The sequence below is a fragment of the Mycobacterium sp. NGS40 genome (assembly GCF_059812735.1).
Window position 1 is genome coordinate 95,076 of sequence record NZ_JCALDG010000011.1, and the last position, 15,703, is coordinate 110,778.

Genomic DNA, 15,703 nt, shown 5'->3' on the forward strand with positions numbered 1-15,703 from the left:
GCACGCCAAACCGCTGCCGTCACTTCAGCTGTCGAGAGCCCGGCTAGCCGAGCGTTGGGCGCCGAACGCCCGTCCAGCCGGGCGTATGCAGGAGTAGAGAGCTAGCCGAGGATCAGACCGGAGGTGGGCACACCCGTTCCGGCGGTGACGAGTACGTGCTCGACGTCGGGCACCGGGTTCACCGATGTGCCCCGCAGCTGCCGCACACCCTCCGCGATGCCGTTCATGCCGTGGATGTAGGCCTCGCCGAGTTGGCCGCCGTGGGTATTGATCGGCAGCCGCCCGCCCATCTCGACCGCCCCATTGGCGATGAAGTCCTTGGCCTCGCCGCGACCGCAGAAACCCAACTCCTCCAACTGGATCAGCGTGAAGGGCGTGAAGTGGTCATAGAGGATCGCGGTCTGGATGTCGGTCGGCTTGAGACCGGACTGCTGCCACATCTGCTGACCGACCAACCCCATCTCGGGGAGACCCAATTCGGGGCGGTAGTAGCTGACCATCGTGTACTGGTCGGGGCTGGACCCCTGAGCCGCCGCCTCGATGATCGCCGGCCGCTGCTTGAGGTCCTTCGCCCGCTCCGGCGACGTCACCACAATTGCGACGGCTCCGTCGGTCTCCTGGCAGCAGTCCAACAGCCGCAGCGGTTCGGCGATCCACCGCGAATTCTGGTGATCCTCAATGGTTATCGGCTTCTCGTAAAAGTACGCCTTGGGGTTCTTGGCGGCGTGCTTGCGGTCGGCCACCGAGATAGCGCCGAAGTCGCGGCTGGTCGCCCCGGACCAGTGCATGTACCGCTGGGCGATCATCGCAACCTGTGCCGCCGGTGTCGATAGCCCATGCGGATACGAGAACGAGTTGTCGGCAGCGGTCGAATCAGCCTGCACACCAGCATTTCCCACGAGCCTGGTCTGCACCTGGCCGAAGCGCATGCCCGAGCGTTCGTTGAACGCGCGGTAGGCGACGACGACGTCGGCCACACCGGTCGCCACGGCCATCGCCGCATGCAGGATGGTCCCGCACGCCGCACCCCCGCCATAACCGGTCTGGGCGAAGAATTTCAGGTCACCGATGCCGGTCGCGCGCGCCACCGCGGTCTCGTTATTGGTGTCCATCGTGAAGGTGGTCAACCCGTCGACGTCGGACGGGCTAAGGCCCGCGTCGTCCAGCGCATCCAGAACCGCCTCGGCCGCCAGCCGTAGCTCACTGCGGCCGGAGTCCTTGGAGAAGTCGGTGGCACCGATGCCGACGATCGCGGCCTTACCCGACAACATCAGGCACCCCCGATCGTGAGCGTCACGTTCGCGATGACGTGATCGCCAAGACTGTTGCGGCCGAACACCTTCAACGTGATCAGGCCGTCTTCGACGGCGGTTACCTCACCGGAAAAGGTAACGGTGTCGTAGGCATACCACGGCACTCCAAGCCGCAGCCCGATCGATTTGATCAGGGCCGTCGGTCCCGCCCAGTCGGTGACGTAGCGCTGCACCAGCCCCGTGTCGGTCAGGATGTTGACGAAGATGTCCTTGGAACCCTTGGCCTGCGCCAGGTCCCGGTCATGGTGCACATCCTGAAAGTCCCTGGTGGCCAACGCCGTTGAGATGATGAAGGTGGGGGTGCCTTCGAGCTTGAGTTCGGGCAGTACGGTGCCCACCTCCACGACAGGTGCGCTCATGCGTCCGGCTCCCAGGCGTACAGGCTCCACGCTGGGCCGGACTCACCGGCCGGGAAGTCGATGTAGGTTGCGCGAACCGGCATTCCGATCTTGATTGCGGCATGGTCGACCCCACGCAGCTCGCCGAGCATACGAACGCCCTCTTCCAGTTCGACCAGCGCGATTACGAAGGGCAGCGTGCGGCCCGGCACTTTCGGCGCGTGGTGCACCACATAGCTGTACAACGTGCCACGACCACTGGCCACCGCGAAGTCAATGGGGTCGGCTTTGTCCTGCCACACGGCCGGCACCGGCGGGTGCTGCAGGCTACCGTCGGGCCGCCGCTGGATGCGCAACTCGTGGGCTTTGACGCCCTCCCAGAAGAAGGCGGTGTCACGCGACATCGCCGGACGCATCATGGCATCGGCGTCCAGGTCGGCAGGGACGGAGGCGGTATCGGTAGCCGAATCCTCGCGAGGTTTGAATTTCAGGATGCGCCAAGCCATCTCGGCTACATCTTCGTCACCCACCCGCCAGGTGATGTGCTGGTTGATGAACCAGCCCTCGCCGAGCCCGGTCTGTTTCGGGCCGACGACGTCACGCATCTCGGAATGGATCGTGACCTGCTCACCGGGACGTAGATACCGGTGGTAGGTCTGCTCGCAGTTGGTCGCGACCACGCCGATGTAGCCGGCGTCATCGAACAGCTGCATGATCGGGCCCATCGGGTCGTCGGTCGGGCGCTCCCCACCCTGGCCGAACATCGTCCACACCTGAATCATGGCCGGTGGAGCCACGATTCCCGGATGACCCGCAGCCTTGGCGGCGGCCTCGTCGACATAGATCGGATTGGCGTCGCCGAGAGCCTCGACCCAGTTGTTGATGATCGGCTGATTCACCGGATCCCGGGCATCGCGCGGGGCGGCGACAACGGTGGCGGTGATCTCCGCGACCGCTTCCTTGATATCGGTCATCGAGGCACCCTCGGCACTTTGAGGCCGGCCGCCGCGATCATCTCGCGCATCACCTCGTTCACGCCTCCACCGAAGGTAATCACCAGATTTCGCTTGGTCTGCGAGTCGAGCCATTCGAGCAGCTCGGCGGTGTCGGGCTCCGCCGGGTTGCCGTATTTGCCGACGATCTCCTCGGCCAGCCGGCCGATACGCTGAATGCTCTCGGTACCAAAGACTTTCGTCGACGCGGCATCCGCGACGTTGATATCCTCGCCGGCCGCGGCCACCTGCCAGTTGAGCAGCTCGTTGATCCGCCACATCGAGTAGATCTCGCCGAGCACGCGCTTGACGTCATCGTGGTCGATCGGAGTGACCCCGTTCCCGCCCGGCTTGGACGCCCAGAAATGAAGGCGGTCGTAGATGCCGGCGGTACGGCCGGCCGGACCCAGCATCACCCGCTCGTTGTTGAGCTGCGTGGTGATCAGCCGCCAGCCGCCGTTCTCCTCGCCGACGAGCATGTCGACCGGCACCCGGACGTCGTTGTAGTACGTCGCATTGGTGTGGTGGGCGCCGTCGGAGAGGATGACCGGCGTCCAGGAGAAGCCGGGATCCTTGGTGTCGACGATCAGGATCGAAATACCTTTGTGCTTGACGGCTTCCGGGTCGGTGCGGCAGGCCAGCCAGATGTAGTCGGCGTCATGCCCTCCGGTGGTCCACATCTTCTGGCCGTTGACGATGTACTCGTCGCCCTGGCGCACGGCCGACGTCCGCAGCGATGCCAGGTCGGTTCCCGCCTCGGGTTCGCTGTAGCCGATCGCGAAGTGCACCTCACCGGCGAGGATCGCCGGTAGGAACTTCTTCTTCTGCAACTCGCTGCCGTACTGCTGCAGGGTCGGGCCGACCGTCTGCAGCGTCACGGCGGGCAACGGCACGTCGGCGCGATGCGCCTCGTTGACGAAGATCGACTGCTCGATCGGGCCGAACCCCAAGCCGCCGAACTCTTTTGGCCAACCGACCCCGAGCTTGCCGTCCTGGCCCATCCGCCGGATCACCGCGCGATAGGCCTCGTTGTGCCGGTCGGACTCCATCGCCTTCGCCTCTTCGGGCGTAATCAGATTCGAGAAGTATTCGCGGAGCTCCGCTTGCAGCGCACGCTGCTCGGGAGTCAGATCTATGAACATTGCGCTCCCACCAGATCGAGGCGATGAGATGGCCCGCCCAGCAGGCGGGACAGGTCTTTGATCGTGGAGTAGTACCGGTGCATAGGATAAGTGATGTCCATACCCATGCCGCCGTGCAAATGATGGCAGGTCTGCATCACCGGCGGGGCCTGCGACGCGATCCAGTATCCGAGCACATCGAGATCGGCCTGCAATTGGGGGGCAGGTTCGCCCCCCAAGGACAGCCGCCACACCACCGACTTCGCGGCCAAACCGATGGTGCGCGAAGCGATGTAGACCTGGGCCAACTGCGCGGCCACGGTCTGGAAGGTCGACAGCGGCTTGCCGAACTGCTTGCGCCCGGCCACGTAGTCGGCGGTCAGCCGCAGTGCACCGGCCACCAGGCCGTCGGTGAAGGCGCCGATCGCCGCGAGCGCCAGCTCGTTGATCCGGCGAGCGGTGGCGCCGCCGAGCACGTCGGTGTCGGGAATCGCGACCGCGGCGAAGGTCACCGTGTACTCATCGGAACCATTTGACGTCGGGGTACGAACCAGCTCCACCCCGTCGGCCTTCGGCGACACCACAACCACCGCACTGTCGGCGGTCACGACAATCCAATCCGCTTGTTCGGCATATGCCACAGCGACTTTGGTGCCCGACAACCGCCCGTCGGCGAATGTGGTGGCCGGCCGGTCGGGCAGCGCCGAGCCGGGCTCGTTGAGCGCCGCGGTCAATACTGCGCCCTCGGCGACACCGGCCAGGAACCGTTCCTGCTGTTCTTCGGAGGCCAGATCCACCAGCGGCACCACGCCAAAGCCCAGGGTGGCCAATGCCGGCGTGATGGCGCCGTGCCGGCCGACCTCGGTCAGCACCGTGGCAACCTCGGCCAGACCTACGCCGTCACCGCCCAGGCGCTCCGGCACCGGCAGCGCCGTCACACCACCGCGCACCAAAGCGTCCCAGCCCAAATCTTTTTGAAGGACCGACGTAGCCACGTCGGCGACAGCCTGCTGCGTTGCAGTGAGATCGAAGTCCATCAGTTGGCAACCGCGCTCTTTCCGGTGTAGTCGACCTGCCAGTGCTTGATGCCGTTGAGCCAACCGGACCGTAGCCGTTCGGGTTCCGAAAGCGGTTTCAGGTCCGGCATGTGGTCGGCGACCGCGTTGAAGATCAGGTTGATGGTCATCCGGGCCAGGTTCGCGCCGATGCAGTAATGCGCGCCGGTGCCACCGAAGCCGACGTGCGGATTCGGGTCGCGCAGGATGTTGAACGAGTGCGGGTCGTCGAACACCTCTTCGTCGAAGTTGGCCGACCGGTAGGACATCACCGCTCGCTGCCCCTTCTTGATCAGCACACCACCCAGCTCGACGTCCTCGTTGGCGGTGCGCTGGAAGGCCGAGACCGGGGTGGCCCACCGGATGATCTCGTCGGCGGTGGTCGACGGGCGCTCCTTCTTGAACAGCTCCCATTGATCCGGGTTGTTCGCCATCGCGATCATGCCGTGGGTGATGGAGTTACGAGTGGTCTCATTCCCCGCGACCGCGAGCATCACCACGAAGAAACCGAACTCGTCGTCGGAGAGCTTCTCGCCGTCGATGTCGGCCTGGACCAGCGTCGTAACGATGTCGTCGGTGGGGTTCTCGTTGCGCTCGGCCGCCATCGCCATCGCGTACGTGATCAGTTCCATCGAGGACTGCGCCGGGTCGACCGTCGCGTACTCGGGGTCCGTACCCCCGGTCATCTCGTTGGACCAGCGGAACAGCTTGTCGCGGTCCTCCTGTGGAACGCCGAGCAGGCCGGCGATGGCCTGCAGCGGTAGCTCACACGAGACCTGTTCGACGAAGTCGCCGCTGCCCTCCGCGGCGGCAGTTTTAGCGATGTTCTCCGCACGTTGGGCGAGCTCGGCTTCCAGCCGTCCGATGGCCCGGGGGGTGAACCCGCGGGAAATGATCTTGCGCAGCCGGGTGTGGTGCGGCGCATCCATGTTCAGCATGACGCTGCGCTGCAGCTCCACCTGCTCACGCTTCATCTCCGGCGGCCACGTCGGGATAGCGCCGTTCTGCCAGCTGGAAAAGACGTCACTGCGGCGCGAGATCTCCTTGACGTCGGCGTGCTTGGTGACAATCCAGTAACCGTTGTCCTCGAAGCCGCCCGAACCGCCCGGGATGTCCACCCAGTGGATGGGCTCGGCCTTCCGTAGCTCGGCGAGCTCCGCAACCGGCAGCCCGGCCAGGTTGACGTCGGGGTCCAGAAAGTCGAAGTCTGCGGGAATGTTGGGGGGTGCCATGTAGCGTGCGCTCCTTTTACAAGGCCAATTGCAACGTGTTCTAGTGCCAGTAAAACACGGCTCCTGCGCTGATAAAAGCCGCCCGGGCATCCTCGCTTGTCAGAGTAATGAAACGTGTTCTAGCCTGACGGAATGGGTAACCCTGTCATCGTCGAAGCCACACGTAGCCCCATCGGTAAGCGGAACGGGTGGCTGTCCGGTCTGCACGCCACCGAGTTACTGGGCGCCACGCAGAAGGCTCTCGTGGAGAAGGCCGGCATCCAAGCCGGCGACGTCGAGCAAGTCATCGGCGGCTGCGTCACGCAGTTCGGCGAGCAGTCCAACAACATCACCCGGGTGAGCTGGCTGGTTGCCGGGCTCCCGGAGCACGTGGGCGCTGCGACCGTGGACTGCCAGTGCGGCAGCGGCCAGCAGGCCAACGGCCTGATCGCGGGCCTGATCGCGGTGGGTGCCATCGACATCGGCATCGCCTGCGGCATCGAGGCGATGAGCCGAGTTGGGCTGGGCGCCAACGCCGGACCCGATCGCGGGATCCTTCGGCCGGCGTCGTGGGACATCGATCTGCCGGATCAGTTCACCGCCGCCGAGCGCATCGCCAAGCGTCGCGGCATCAGCCGCGAGGACATCGACCAGTTCGGCTTCGACTCGCAGCGCAAGGCCCAGCAGGCGTGGGCCGAAGGCCGGTTCGACCGCGAGATCAGCGGCATCGAGGCGCCGGTGCTTGACGAGAACAAGCAGCCGACCAGCGACCGTCACGTCGTGACCAAGGACCAGGGCCTGCGCGAGACCACGCTGGAGGGTCTGGCCTCGCTGAAGCCGGTGATCGAGGGCGGGATCCACACGGCGGGTACGTCGTCGCAGATCTCCGACGGCGCGGCCGCGGTGCTATGGATGGACGAGGACAAGGCCAAGGCACTGGGCCTGAAGCCGCGGGCCCGCATCATCAGCCAGGCGCTCGTTGGCGCCGAGCCGTACTACCACCTGGACGGGCCGGTGCAGTCGACCGCCAAGGTGCTGGAGAAGGCCGGGATGAAGATGGGCGACATCGACATCACCGAGATCAACGAGGCCTTCGCCTCGGTCGTGCTGTCCTGGGCGCGGGTGCACAACCCCGACATGGACAAGGTGAACGTCAACGGCGGCGCGATCGCGTTGGGCCATCCCGTGGGCAGCACCGGCAGCCGGCTGATCACCAGCGCGCTGCACGAACTGGAGCGCACCGATCAGACCACCGCGCTGATCACGATGTGTGCGGGCGGCGCGCTGTCCACCGGCACCATCATCGAGCGCATCTAGCACCAGAAGTGCTTGTCACAAAGCCGGTTTCGGAGAAGAACCGTATCGCCGCGGCGCAGGCATACATCGACGCCCTAGTCAGCCACGCCGGCGATGCGGTTCCGTTCGCGCCGGGGTGCACCCGCATCGAGCAGGGATTCAAGAACGGCTTCTCCGGAAATCACCTGCGGCGCAGCCTCACTCGCGGACCGCAGTACCGGTTGCTCGCCGGGACCACGCCGCCGGACTATTCCATCAACGGTGACGAGGTAAGTGCCCAATACAACGTGCTGACCAAGGCGGCGTTCGGTGGACGCCGCCTCGGCGCACGGGTTGACGAGACGTTCGTGATCCCTGCCGACAGCCCAAGCGGGGAAGCAGAAATCCACCACATCAGGGTCCGGTTCCACCCCTTCATTCAGCGCTAGGGACTACGACATGGAAAAACCCAAATCTCTCAACTCACCCGCCGTCGGCTTCTTCATCAAGTGGATGTCGAAGGGCAACGCGTGGATCTACAAGATCAGCAACGGAAAGCTCGGCGGCGTCTTCCAGAAGGCGCCGGTCGCACTGCTGACGACGACAGGTCGCAAGACCGGTGAGCCCCGGGTGAGCCCGCTGCTCTACCTGCGCGAGGGCAACCGCGTGATCCTGGTCGCATCACGGGGCGGTAGCGACAAGCACCCCATGTGGTATCTCAACCTCAAGGCCAATCCCAAAGTCTCGGTACAGATTAAGGACGAAGTCCTGCAGTTGACGGCACGCGACGCCACCGAGGCGGAGCGTGCAGAATATTGGCCGAAGTTGGACGCCATGTACCCGTCGTTCGGCGACTACCGGTCGTGGACCGAGCGGGTGATCCCGATCGTCATCTGCGACCCGTAGGCCTGGGCCCCCGTACACCGGGAGCGTCGGCCGACCGTCCGCGCCGTACCGGCCGCATGCCTTCGCGTGAAGACCCGCCAACAACAGGACACGACCGCGTCCAACTGCTAGAACGAACGTGGCGAACCCATGCGGGGCTCCGACATCGACGGGAGCGCAGTGATGACGAGACCGGCCGCACCCGCGACCTCCGATTCCGTTCCCCTGCTCCCCTGCACGCCGGCGATCAGCCCCGCGCGGCGCGGCCTCCTTTTCGCGGCGCTGTCGCTCGGGGTGTTGATCGCGGCAATGGGCCAGGCGATGGTGGTGCCCGCATTGCCGACGATCGTGGAAGACCTGGGCGGCTCCGGTCAGCAATCGTGGGCCGTTGCCGCCTATCTGCTCGGGGGCATCGTCGTCGTACCGGCAGCCGGCAAGCTCGGTGACCTGCTGGGCCGCAAGCGGGTGCTGGAAAGTGCCGTGGTGGTCTTTCTGATCGGGTCGGCGCTGTGCGCGTCCTCCGAAACGATGACCATGTTGGCACTTTCGCGCGTGGTGCAGGGTATCGGCGCGGGGGCGACGTCGGTGACCGCCGCGGCACTGGTCGGCGAGGTGTTCCCGATCCGGGACCGCGGCAGCTATCAGGGCATCCTCGGGGCGGTGTTCGGCGTCGCCACCGTCGCCGGCCCCTTGCTCGGCGGGTTCTTCACCGACTACCTGAACTGGCGGTGGGCGTTCTGGGTCAACGTGCCGAGCTCCATCGTGGTTCTCGCCGTAGCCGCCGCGACCATCCCGGTGCTGCCCCGGCGCCCCAAACCGGCCATCGATTACGTCGGCATCGTGATAATCGCCCTGGCCACTACGGCTTTGATCATGGCCACGAGTTGGGGCGGAACCACCTACCCGTGGGGCTCGGTCCCGATCATCGCGCTGTTCGGCGGCGCCGCGCTGGCGCTGCTCGTCTTCGTCCGAGTGGAAAGCCGGGCCCCCGCGGGCATCCTGCCGCCCCGACTGTTTCGCAGCCCGGTGTTCTCGGTGTGTTCCCTGCTGTCCTTATTGGTCGGATTCGCGATGCTGGGCGCACTCACCTTCGTGCCGATGTACCTGCGCTACGTCGACGGCGCCTCGCCGACCATCTCGGGTCTGCGCACGCTGCCCATGGTGGTCGGGCTGCTGACCACCTCGCTGGCCGCGGGCACCCTGGTCGGCCGGACCGGCCGGTACAAGATCTTTCCGCTCGCCGGAACGGCATTGATGGCTGTCGGCTTCTTGCTGATGGCGCGAATGGACGAGTCGACGCCTTGGCTGGTGCAGTTCTGCTACCTCGTCGTCCTGGGTGCCGGGATCGGCTTCTCCATGCAGGTGCTGATCCTGATCGTGCAGAGCACCTCCCGGTTCGAGGACCTGGGCCTGGCCACCTCGGGTGTGACGTTCTTCCGTTTGGTGGGTGGAGCTTTCGGCGCGGCGATATTCGGGGCGCTGTTCGCCAACTTTCTGAACCGGCGCATGGGATCAACCCTGGCGTCGCGCGGCCTGCCGGCCGACGCCGTGCATTCGCCGGCCGCACTCCATCGGCTTCCTCAGGATGTCGCAGCCTCGGTGGTCCGGGCTTACGCCGGGTCGCTGGGACAAATGTTTCTGTGCGCGGCCTTCATCGCGCTGGTGGGATTCGTCCTCGCGCTGTTTCTGCGCGAGGCGCCACTGAACGCGATCCACGACAGCCCCAGCTGCCTGGGAGACGGCTTCGCCGTGCCGAGAATCAAGACGCCCCAGGATGTTTTGGAGATCGCGGTCGGACGCCTGTTGGACGAGGCGCCCGAGCTGCCCCTGGGCGATCTCGCCGAGCAGCCGGGTTGTCCGCTCGACGTAGCCGGGCTGTGGGGAGTGTTGCGGATTTACCAGTACGAGCGATGGTTCGAGGCGGCCCGGCTCGCCGACATCGCCACCCACCTGCACCTGCCTCATCAAGTTCTCGAACCACTCTTCGACCGCCTCGTCGAAACCGGTTACGCGTCACGCGACGGGGACCGGCTCGTTCTGACCGCGAATGGGCTGCGGCAGGTCGACTCCCTGGCCGGCCTGGTCCGGCGGCGGCTCGTCGAGCATCTGGCAGCGTCGTCCGGCTCCGTCGAGCTGCCGAATGACGAGGAGTTCGACGCCGCCCTGCGACGCATCGCCGATGGCGTTCTGCTGCAACGAGATTGGGGTGACGACCTCGACGGGCTGGCGGTGTCCGGCAGCGCAGCCGCGCCGGTCAGCCGGTGACGGAGAGTTCGCCCGTTTCCAGCCAGCCGGCGCACGACACGCCCAGCTCGTGCAATGCGACCTGGTCGAAGCGCGCGACTTGCGCCGCCGTCAGCTCGTCGCGGTAATCACGCTTGGGCCCCTTGGGAAAGAAGGCTTTGGCGCTGGACATGTGCGCCCCGTTAAACGGCGCCATCTTTTCCGCCCGGCCGCTCATATAGTCGAACGAGCAATGCTCGGCGATGACGTCGGTGCGCAGCGATGCGGGATCGATGCCCAAGAACCCGGCGATCCGGGCGATCTGACCGGTCAGGTCATCGGTCAGATCGCGGTAGTGCAGGTGCAATACGTTCGGCTCGCCGCGCAGCTTCCACCATGACCGCACGATGTCGAACAGGTCCGAACAGCCATAGCCGCCGGTGTCGAGCCACAGGTCGAAGAAGGCTTGCACGTCCTGCGGGATCACCAACGGCGTCGAACTACCCGACCACTGCGCGTAGATCCGGTTGATTTTCGCCAGTGTCGACTCGGAGTAGTGATAGATCATGTTGTGAAAGCTAATCGCGGCGTCCTTGCCGTTTCTGCCGACAAACACGTACCGGGCCTCGCGGGCAAGAGGCAGAGCATCCGCGGGCAGGTGCGACTTGATCACTCGCCTGCTGCCCGCCTCCTGCTGTCGCTTGAGCACGTCGAGCATTCCGTCGTGATCGCCCCAGCTGGATTCGAGCCACGGCGAGGTGTCTGAAAGAGTGCCTTCGGTCTCGTCCCCGTTGTGCAATATCTGCTGGATTATCCGCTGGGTCCACGTGGTGCCGGCCTTGACCGGGGTGACGATGACGACGTCGCCGTCGACCAGGCCGCCCTGGGCAAGAAAATCGTTCCACACCAAGGAATTATGTAAATAGTCCCGCACAACTCGAGTTGGGGCGATCAACGGTTTCGTCATCACAGCGCCGCTTTTCGATCGGGCACGACGCACGAGATACGCCCGTCGTGCCAAGTTTTCCGATGGTGTCGTATCCGTGTTGGACACACTGACAATACGACATCGGTGTTCGCGTCCGCCAGAAATAACGTCCTAGGCGCCGTAGACCGGGACCGGCGGCCGCGCCTTGGCCAGCAGGTCGGCGACGACCGGGCCAAGCTCGGCGGGATCCCACCGGTCGCCCTTGTCGATCTGCGGGCCGTGCGCCCAGCCCTCGGCGACGCGGATCTTGCCACCCTCGACCTCGAACACCTTCCCGGTGACGTCGCGTGATTCGACGCTGCCCAGCCAAACGACAATGGGCGAAACGTTTTCCGGTGCCATCGCGTCGAACGCCTGGTCCTGCGTTGCCATCATCTCCGCGAAGACGGTCTCGGTCATGCGGGTCCGGGCCGACGGCGCGATCGCGTTGACCGTGACGCCGTATCGGCCCATTTCGGCGGCGGCTACCAGCGTCATGGCCGCGATGCCGGCCTTGGCGGCGCTGTAGTTGCCCTGCCCGACACTGCCCTGCAGGCCCGCACCCGAGCTGGTGTTAATGATCCGTGCGTCAACGGTTTTGCCCTCCTTGGACAACCCTCGCCAGTACGACGCGGCATGACGCATCGTGGCGAAGTGGCCCTTGAGGTGCACAGCGATGACCGCGTCGAACTCTTCTTCGCTGGTGTTGGCCATCATCCGGTCGCGCACAATCCCGGCATTGTTCACCAGGACGTCGAGTCCGCCGAACGTGTCGACCGCGGTCTGAACCAGCGCGGCGGCTTGGTCCCAGTCCGCGATGTTGGATCCGTTGGCGACGGCTTCGCCTCCGGCAGCAGTGATCTCGTCGACCACGCTCTGCGCGGCACTGCCGCCGCTTGCCGGTGACCCGTCCAGACCCACGCCAATGTCGTTGACGACTACGCGCGCACCTTCGGCCGCGAAGGCCAGTGCATGCGCGCGACCGATCCCGCCGCCCGCTCCGGTGACGATGACGACACGGCCGTCGACTATTCCCATTAGCTGCCCATCTCCTTGGATCTTCTACTTGACCGCGCTGGCGTTCGTGGTGGCCAGATAGTGCGGCGGCTCGCCGCCCCCGTGCACCTCGAGCGAAGCACCGCTGATGTAGGACGCCGCGTCGGAGGCCAGAAAGGCTGCTGCCCAACCGACGTCCTCGGGTTTGGCCATCCGGCCCAGTGGCACATTCTTGGAAATCGCGGCGATCGACTCGGCGTCGCCGTAGAACAAGTCGGCCTGTTCGGTCTCGACCATGCCGACGACGCAGGCATTCACCCGGACCTTGGGTCCCCACTCCACCGCCAGCGTCTGGGTGAGGCTTTCCAGGCCGGCCTTCGCCGCGCCGTATGCGCCGGTGCCCGGGGATGGCCGCCGCCCGCTGAGGCTGCAGATGTTGACGACCGAACCACCGCCCGGCTGGGTCTGCATCTTCTCGTTGGCGAACTGCGAAACCAACAGCGCGCCAATGAGATTGAGCTCAATGATCTTGCGGTTGAACTTAGGACTGGACTCCGCGGTCAGCACATAGGGCGATCCGCCGGCGTTGTTGACGACGACGTCGAGCCGTCCATGCCGCTCGACGATCGCGTCAATCAGCGACTTGACCTGGTCCTCTTCGCGGATATCGCAGGCGTGAAATTCATACGGCAACCCCTCGACGGCACGGCGCGCGCAGGTGATCACCGTCGCGCCCTGTTCGGCGAATACCGCACTGATTCCCGCGCCCACCCCGCGGACACCGCCCGTCACCAGAACCACCCGCCCGGCCAATCCCAGATTGATGGCGGATGCTTCGGCGCGAGTCACTGTGCTAGCGTACCAAGCAAGTGCTTGCTTAGGTAGTCGGCCTCAATTTCACGAGGAAGTGCCAATTGACCATTACATCCACCAGCACCGAACCGGGCATAGTCGCGGTCACCGTTAACTACCCGCCCGTCAACGCCATCCCGTCGCGCGGCTGGTTCGAACTCGGCGACGCGATCACTGCCGCCGGCGCGAACCCCGAGACCCACGCAGTGATCCTGCGTGCCGAGGGTCGCGGATTCAACGCCGGCGTCGACATCAAAGAGATGCAGCGCACCGAGGGATTCACCGCGCTGATCGATGCCAACCGCGGCTGCTTCCACGCCTTCCGCGCGGTGTATGAATGCGCCGTTCCGGTGATCGCCGCGGTGAACGGGTTCTGCGTCGGCGGCGGCATCGGCCTGGTCGGCAACGCCGACGTCATCGTGGCATCCGACGACGCCACCTTCGGGTTGCCGGAGGTGGAACGCGGTGCACTGGGCGCGGCCACCCACTTGTCGCGACTGGTCCCGCAGCACATGATGCGACGGTTGTTCTTCACCGCCGCCACCGTGGACGCCGCGACCCTGCACCACTTCGGTTCGGTACACGAGGTGGTCCCCCGAGACGAACTCGACGAGGCCGCTCTGCGGGTCGCCCGCGACATCGCCGCCAAGGACACTCGCGTGATCCGCGCGGCCAAAGAGGCGCTGAACTTGATCGACGTGCAGCGGGTCAACTCGAGTTACCGGATGGAACAAGGCTTTACGTTCGAGCTCAACCTCGCCGGGGTGGCCGACGAGCACCGCGACGCATTCGCCGGTACGACGAAGGGTGAGAAGCCTTGAGCGACAAGAGAACCACTCTCGACGAAGCCGTTGCCGGGCTGCGTAGCGGCATGACCATCGGCATCGGCGGCTGGGGGTCGCGGCGCAAGCCGATGGCGTTAGTGCGCGCCATGCTGCGCACCGACGTCAAGGACCTGACAGTGGTCACCTATGGCGGACCCGACCTTGGACTACTTTGCGCCGCGGGCAAGGTCAAGCGGGCCTACTACGGATTCGTCTCCCTGGACTCGCCGCCGTTCTATGACCCGTGGTTCGCCAAAGCGCGCAGCGCCGGGCAGATCGAGGCCCGAGAGATGGACGAAGGCATGCTGCGCTGTGGGCTGCAGGCCGCGGCACAACGGTTGCCGTTCTTGCCGATTCGCGCGGGACTGGGCAGCTCGGTGCTCGACTTCTGGGAAGGCGAGCTGCAGACGGTGACCAGCCCGTATCCCGCACCGGGTGGTGGCTTCGAGACGCTGCTGGCGATGCCGGCGCTGCGCTTGGACGCGGCGTTCGTGCACCTCAATCTCGGTGACAGCAGAGGCAATGCGGCCTACACCGGCATCGACCCCTACTTCGACGACCTGTTCTTGATGGCCGCCGACAAGCGCTACCTGTCGGTGGAGCGGGTGGTGTCGACCCAGGAGCTGATCAAGGCGGTGCCGCCGCAGGCGCTGCTGGTGAACCGGATGATGGTCGACGGTGTCGTCGAAGCACCCAACGGTGCGCACTTCACCACCGCCGCACCGGATTACGGACGCGACGAGAAATTCCAGCGGCACTACGCCGAGGCCGCCTCCACCGAAGAGGGCTGGCAGCAGTTCGTGGCGACCTACCTGTCCGGCGGCGAAGCCGAATACCAGTCAGCCGTACGGGCTTTCGCAAAGGAGGCAGCCAAGTGAGCACCCGAGCCGAAGTGTGTGCGGTCGCCTGCGCCGATCTGTTCAGGGACGCCGGAGAGATCATGGTCAGTCCGATGACGAACATGGCCTCGGTCGGCGCACGGTTGGCCCGGCTGACGTTCTCCCCCGACATCCTGCTGACCGACGGCGAGGCACAGCTGCTGGCCGACACCCCCGCGCTGGGAGCCTCGGGTGACGTCGAGGGGTGGATGCCGTTCGGCCGGGTCTTCGAGACCCTGGCCTGGGGCAGGCGCCACGTGGTGATGGGCGCGAATCAGGTTGACCGCTTTGGCAATCAGAACATTTCGGCGTTCGGGCCCCTGCAACAGCCCAAGCGCCAGATGTTCGGCGTCCGCGGCGCGCCCGGCAATGCCATCAACCACGCGACCAGTTACTGGGTCGGCAACCACTCCAAGCGAGTGTTCTGCGAGAAGGTCGACATCGTCTGCGGAGTCGGCTGGGACAACGTGGACGCTGACAATCCGGCATTCCGGTTCGCCAACACCTATCGGGTTGTCTCGAACCTCGGCGTGTTCGACTTCGGCGGGCCGGACCGCAGCATGCGGGCGGTGTCGCTGCATCCGGGTGTGTCGGCCGACGAGGTCCGGGAGAACACGTCGTTCGAGATCGACGGCCTCGAAGGCGCCGCGGAAACGCGGCTGCCGACCGACGAGGAACTACGCCTGATCCGGGAGAAAATCGACCCGAAAGCGTTGCGCGACCGAGAGATACGTTCATGAGCATTCCACCTCCTCCTCATCGCTTCGCTCTGC

The 15,703-nt window shown here is 65.5% G+C and carries 16 protein-coding genes; 7 read left to right on the forward strand and 9 right to left on the reverse strand.

Going from position 1 to position 15,703, the window contains the following annotated elements; all coding sequences use genetic code 11:
* Positions 1–101: 101 nt before the first annotated feature.
* Genes ltp2 through AC5Y5O_RS18110 form a run of 6 tightly spaced genes read right to left on the reverse strand, consistent with a single transcriptional unit; the run spans position 102 to position 6,051 of the window.
* A complete protein-coding gene (gene ltp2 / locus AC5Y5O_RS18085) occupies positions 102–1,271 on the reverse strand; it encodes a 17-hydroxy-3-oxo-4-pregnene-20-carboxyl-CoA lyase (protein ID WP_096290285.1) in 1,170 nt (389 codons plus the stop codon).
* Positions 1,271–1,672 (reverse strand): MaoC family dehydratase, encoded by a 402-nt coding sequence (locus AC5Y5O_RS18090; protein ID WP_096290286.1) that lies wholly within the window; start codon positions 1,670–1,672, stop codon positions 1,271–1,273. Before AC5Y5O_RS18090 ends, ltp2 begins: the two co-directional genes overlap by 1 nt.
* On the reverse strand, positions 1,669–2,625 hold the full coding sequence (locus AC5Y5O_RS18095; RefSeq protein WP_500026350.1) for a bifunctional MaoC family dehydratase N-terminal/OB-fold nucleic acid binding domain-containing protein: 957 nt from the start codon (positions 2,623–2,625) through the stop codon (positions 1,669–1,671). The genes AC5Y5O_RS18090 and AC5Y5O_RS18095 overlap by 4 nt, the downstream gene beginning before the upstream one ends.
* Positions 2,622–3,785 carry an acyl-CoA dehydrogenase FadE29 gene (fadE29, locus tag AC5Y5O_RS18100; RefSeq protein WP_500026354.1) on the reverse strand — a complete coding sequence of 388 codons (1,164 nt, stop codon included), beginning with the start codon at positions 3,783–3,785 and terminating at the stop codon, positions 2,622–2,624. The genes AC5Y5O_RS18095 and fadE29 overlap by 4 nt, the downstream gene beginning before the upstream one ends.
* Positions 3,776–4,801, reverse strand: coding sequence for an acyl-CoA dehydrogenase family protein (locus AC5Y5O_RS18105; protein ID WP_500026358.1), 1,026 nt, complete (start codon positions 4,799–4,801; stop codon positions 3,776–3,778). The genes fadE29 and AC5Y5O_RS18105 overlap by 10 nt, the downstream gene beginning before the upstream one ends.
* Positions 4,801–6,051, reverse strand: coding sequence for a cytochrome P450 (locus AC5Y5O_RS18110; RefSeq protein ID WP_096290290.1), 1,251 nt, complete (start codon positions 6,049–6,051; stop codon positions 4,801–4,803). The genes AC5Y5O_RS18105 and AC5Y5O_RS18110 overlap by 1 nt, the downstream gene beginning before the upstream one ends.
* A gap of 132 nt (positions 6,052–6,183) precedes the next feature.
* Here AC5Y5O_RS18110 and AC5Y5O_RS18115 point away from each other — a divergent pair, with 132 nt between their 5' ends.
* From AC5Y5O_RS18115 to AC5Y5O_RS18130, 4 genes are all read left to right on the forward strand, one after another.
* Entirely contained in the window at positions 6,184–7,347 is a 1,164-nt protein-coding gene (locus tag AC5Y5O_RS18115; RefSeq protein WP_500026362.1) for a steroid 3-ketoacyl-CoA thiolase, read from the forward strand.
* A gap of 8 nt (positions 7,348–7,355) precedes the next feature.
* A complete protein-coding gene (locus tag AC5Y5O_RS18120) occupies positions 7,356–7,754 on the forward strand; it encodes a DUF8021 domain-containing protein (RefSeq protein ID WP_500026364.1) in 399 nt (132 codons plus the stop codon).
* Between the two features lie 10 nt (positions 7,755–7,764).
* Positions 7,765–8,211, forward strand: coding sequence for a nitroreductase family deazaflavin-dependent oxidoreductase (locus AC5Y5O_RS18125; RefSeq protein WP_096290293.1), 447 nt, complete (start codon positions 7,765–7,767; stop codon positions 8,209–8,211).
* Positions 8,212–8,373: 162 nt separating this feature from the next.
* Complete coding sequence (locus tag AC5Y5O_RS18130; protein ID WP_500026370.1) at positions 8,374–10,455, forward strand: MDR family MFS transporter; 2,082 nt, start codon at positions 8,374–8,376, stop codon at positions 10,453–10,455.
* Here AC5Y5O_RS18130 and AC5Y5O_RS18135 read toward each other — a convergent pair.
* The 3 genes from AC5Y5O_RS18135 to AC5Y5O_RS18145 all read right to left on the reverse strand — a co-directional run bounded on the left by AC5Y5O_RS18135 (position 10,445) and on the right by AC5Y5O_RS18145 (position 13,225).
* Positions 10,445–11,320, reverse strand: coding sequence for a sulfotransferase domain-containing protein (locus AC5Y5O_RS18135; RefSeq protein WP_500026373.1), 876 nt, complete (start codon positions 11,318–11,320; stop codon positions 10,445–10,447). The genes AC5Y5O_RS18130 and AC5Y5O_RS18135 overlap by 11 nt on opposite strands.
* Before the next feature lie 192 nt (positions 11,321–11,512).
* A complete protein-coding gene (locus AC5Y5O_RS18140; protein WP_096290296.1) occupies positions 11,513–12,418 on the reverse strand; it encodes an SDR family oxidoreductase in 906 nt (301 codons plus the stop codon).
* Positions 12,419–12,442: 24 nt separating this feature from the next.
* A complete protein-coding gene (locus AC5Y5O_RS18145) occupies positions 12,443–13,225 on the reverse strand; it encodes an SDR family oxidoreductase (protein ID WP_165796488.1) in 783 nt (260 codons plus the stop codon).
* Between the two features lie 65 nt (positions 13,226–13,290).
* Between AC5Y5O_RS18145 and echA20 the strand changes: the two genes are divergently transcribed.
* Genes echA20 through ipdB form a run of 3 tightly spaced genes read left to right on the forward strand, consistent with a single transcriptional unit; the run spans position 13,291 to position 15,670 of the window.
* The gene (gene echA20, locus AC5Y5O_RS18150) at positions 13,291–14,049 is read left to right on the forward strand and encodes a (7aS)-7a-methyl-1,5-dioxo-2,3,5,6,7,7a-hexahydro-1H-indene-carboxyl-CoA hydrolase (protein WP_096290297.1); all 759 of its coding nucleotides are present in this window, start codon (positions 13,291–13,293) and stop codon (positions 14,047–14,049) included.
* Entirely contained in the window at positions 14,046–14,930 is an 885-nt protein-coding gene (gene ipdA / locus AC5Y5O_RS18155) for a cholesterol ring-cleaving hydrolase subunit IpdA (RefSeq protein ID WP_096290298.1), read from the forward strand. Before echA20 ends, ipdA begins: the two co-directional genes overlap by 4 nt.
* Entirely contained in the window at positions 14,927–15,670 is a 744-nt protein-coding gene (ipdB, locus tag AC5Y5O_RS18160; RefSeq protein WP_096290299.1) for a cholesterol ring-cleaving hydrolase subunit IpdB, read from the forward strand. The genes ipdA and ipdB overlap by 4 nt, the downstream gene beginning before the upstream one ends.
* Positions 15,671–15,703: the final 33 nt, after the last annotated feature.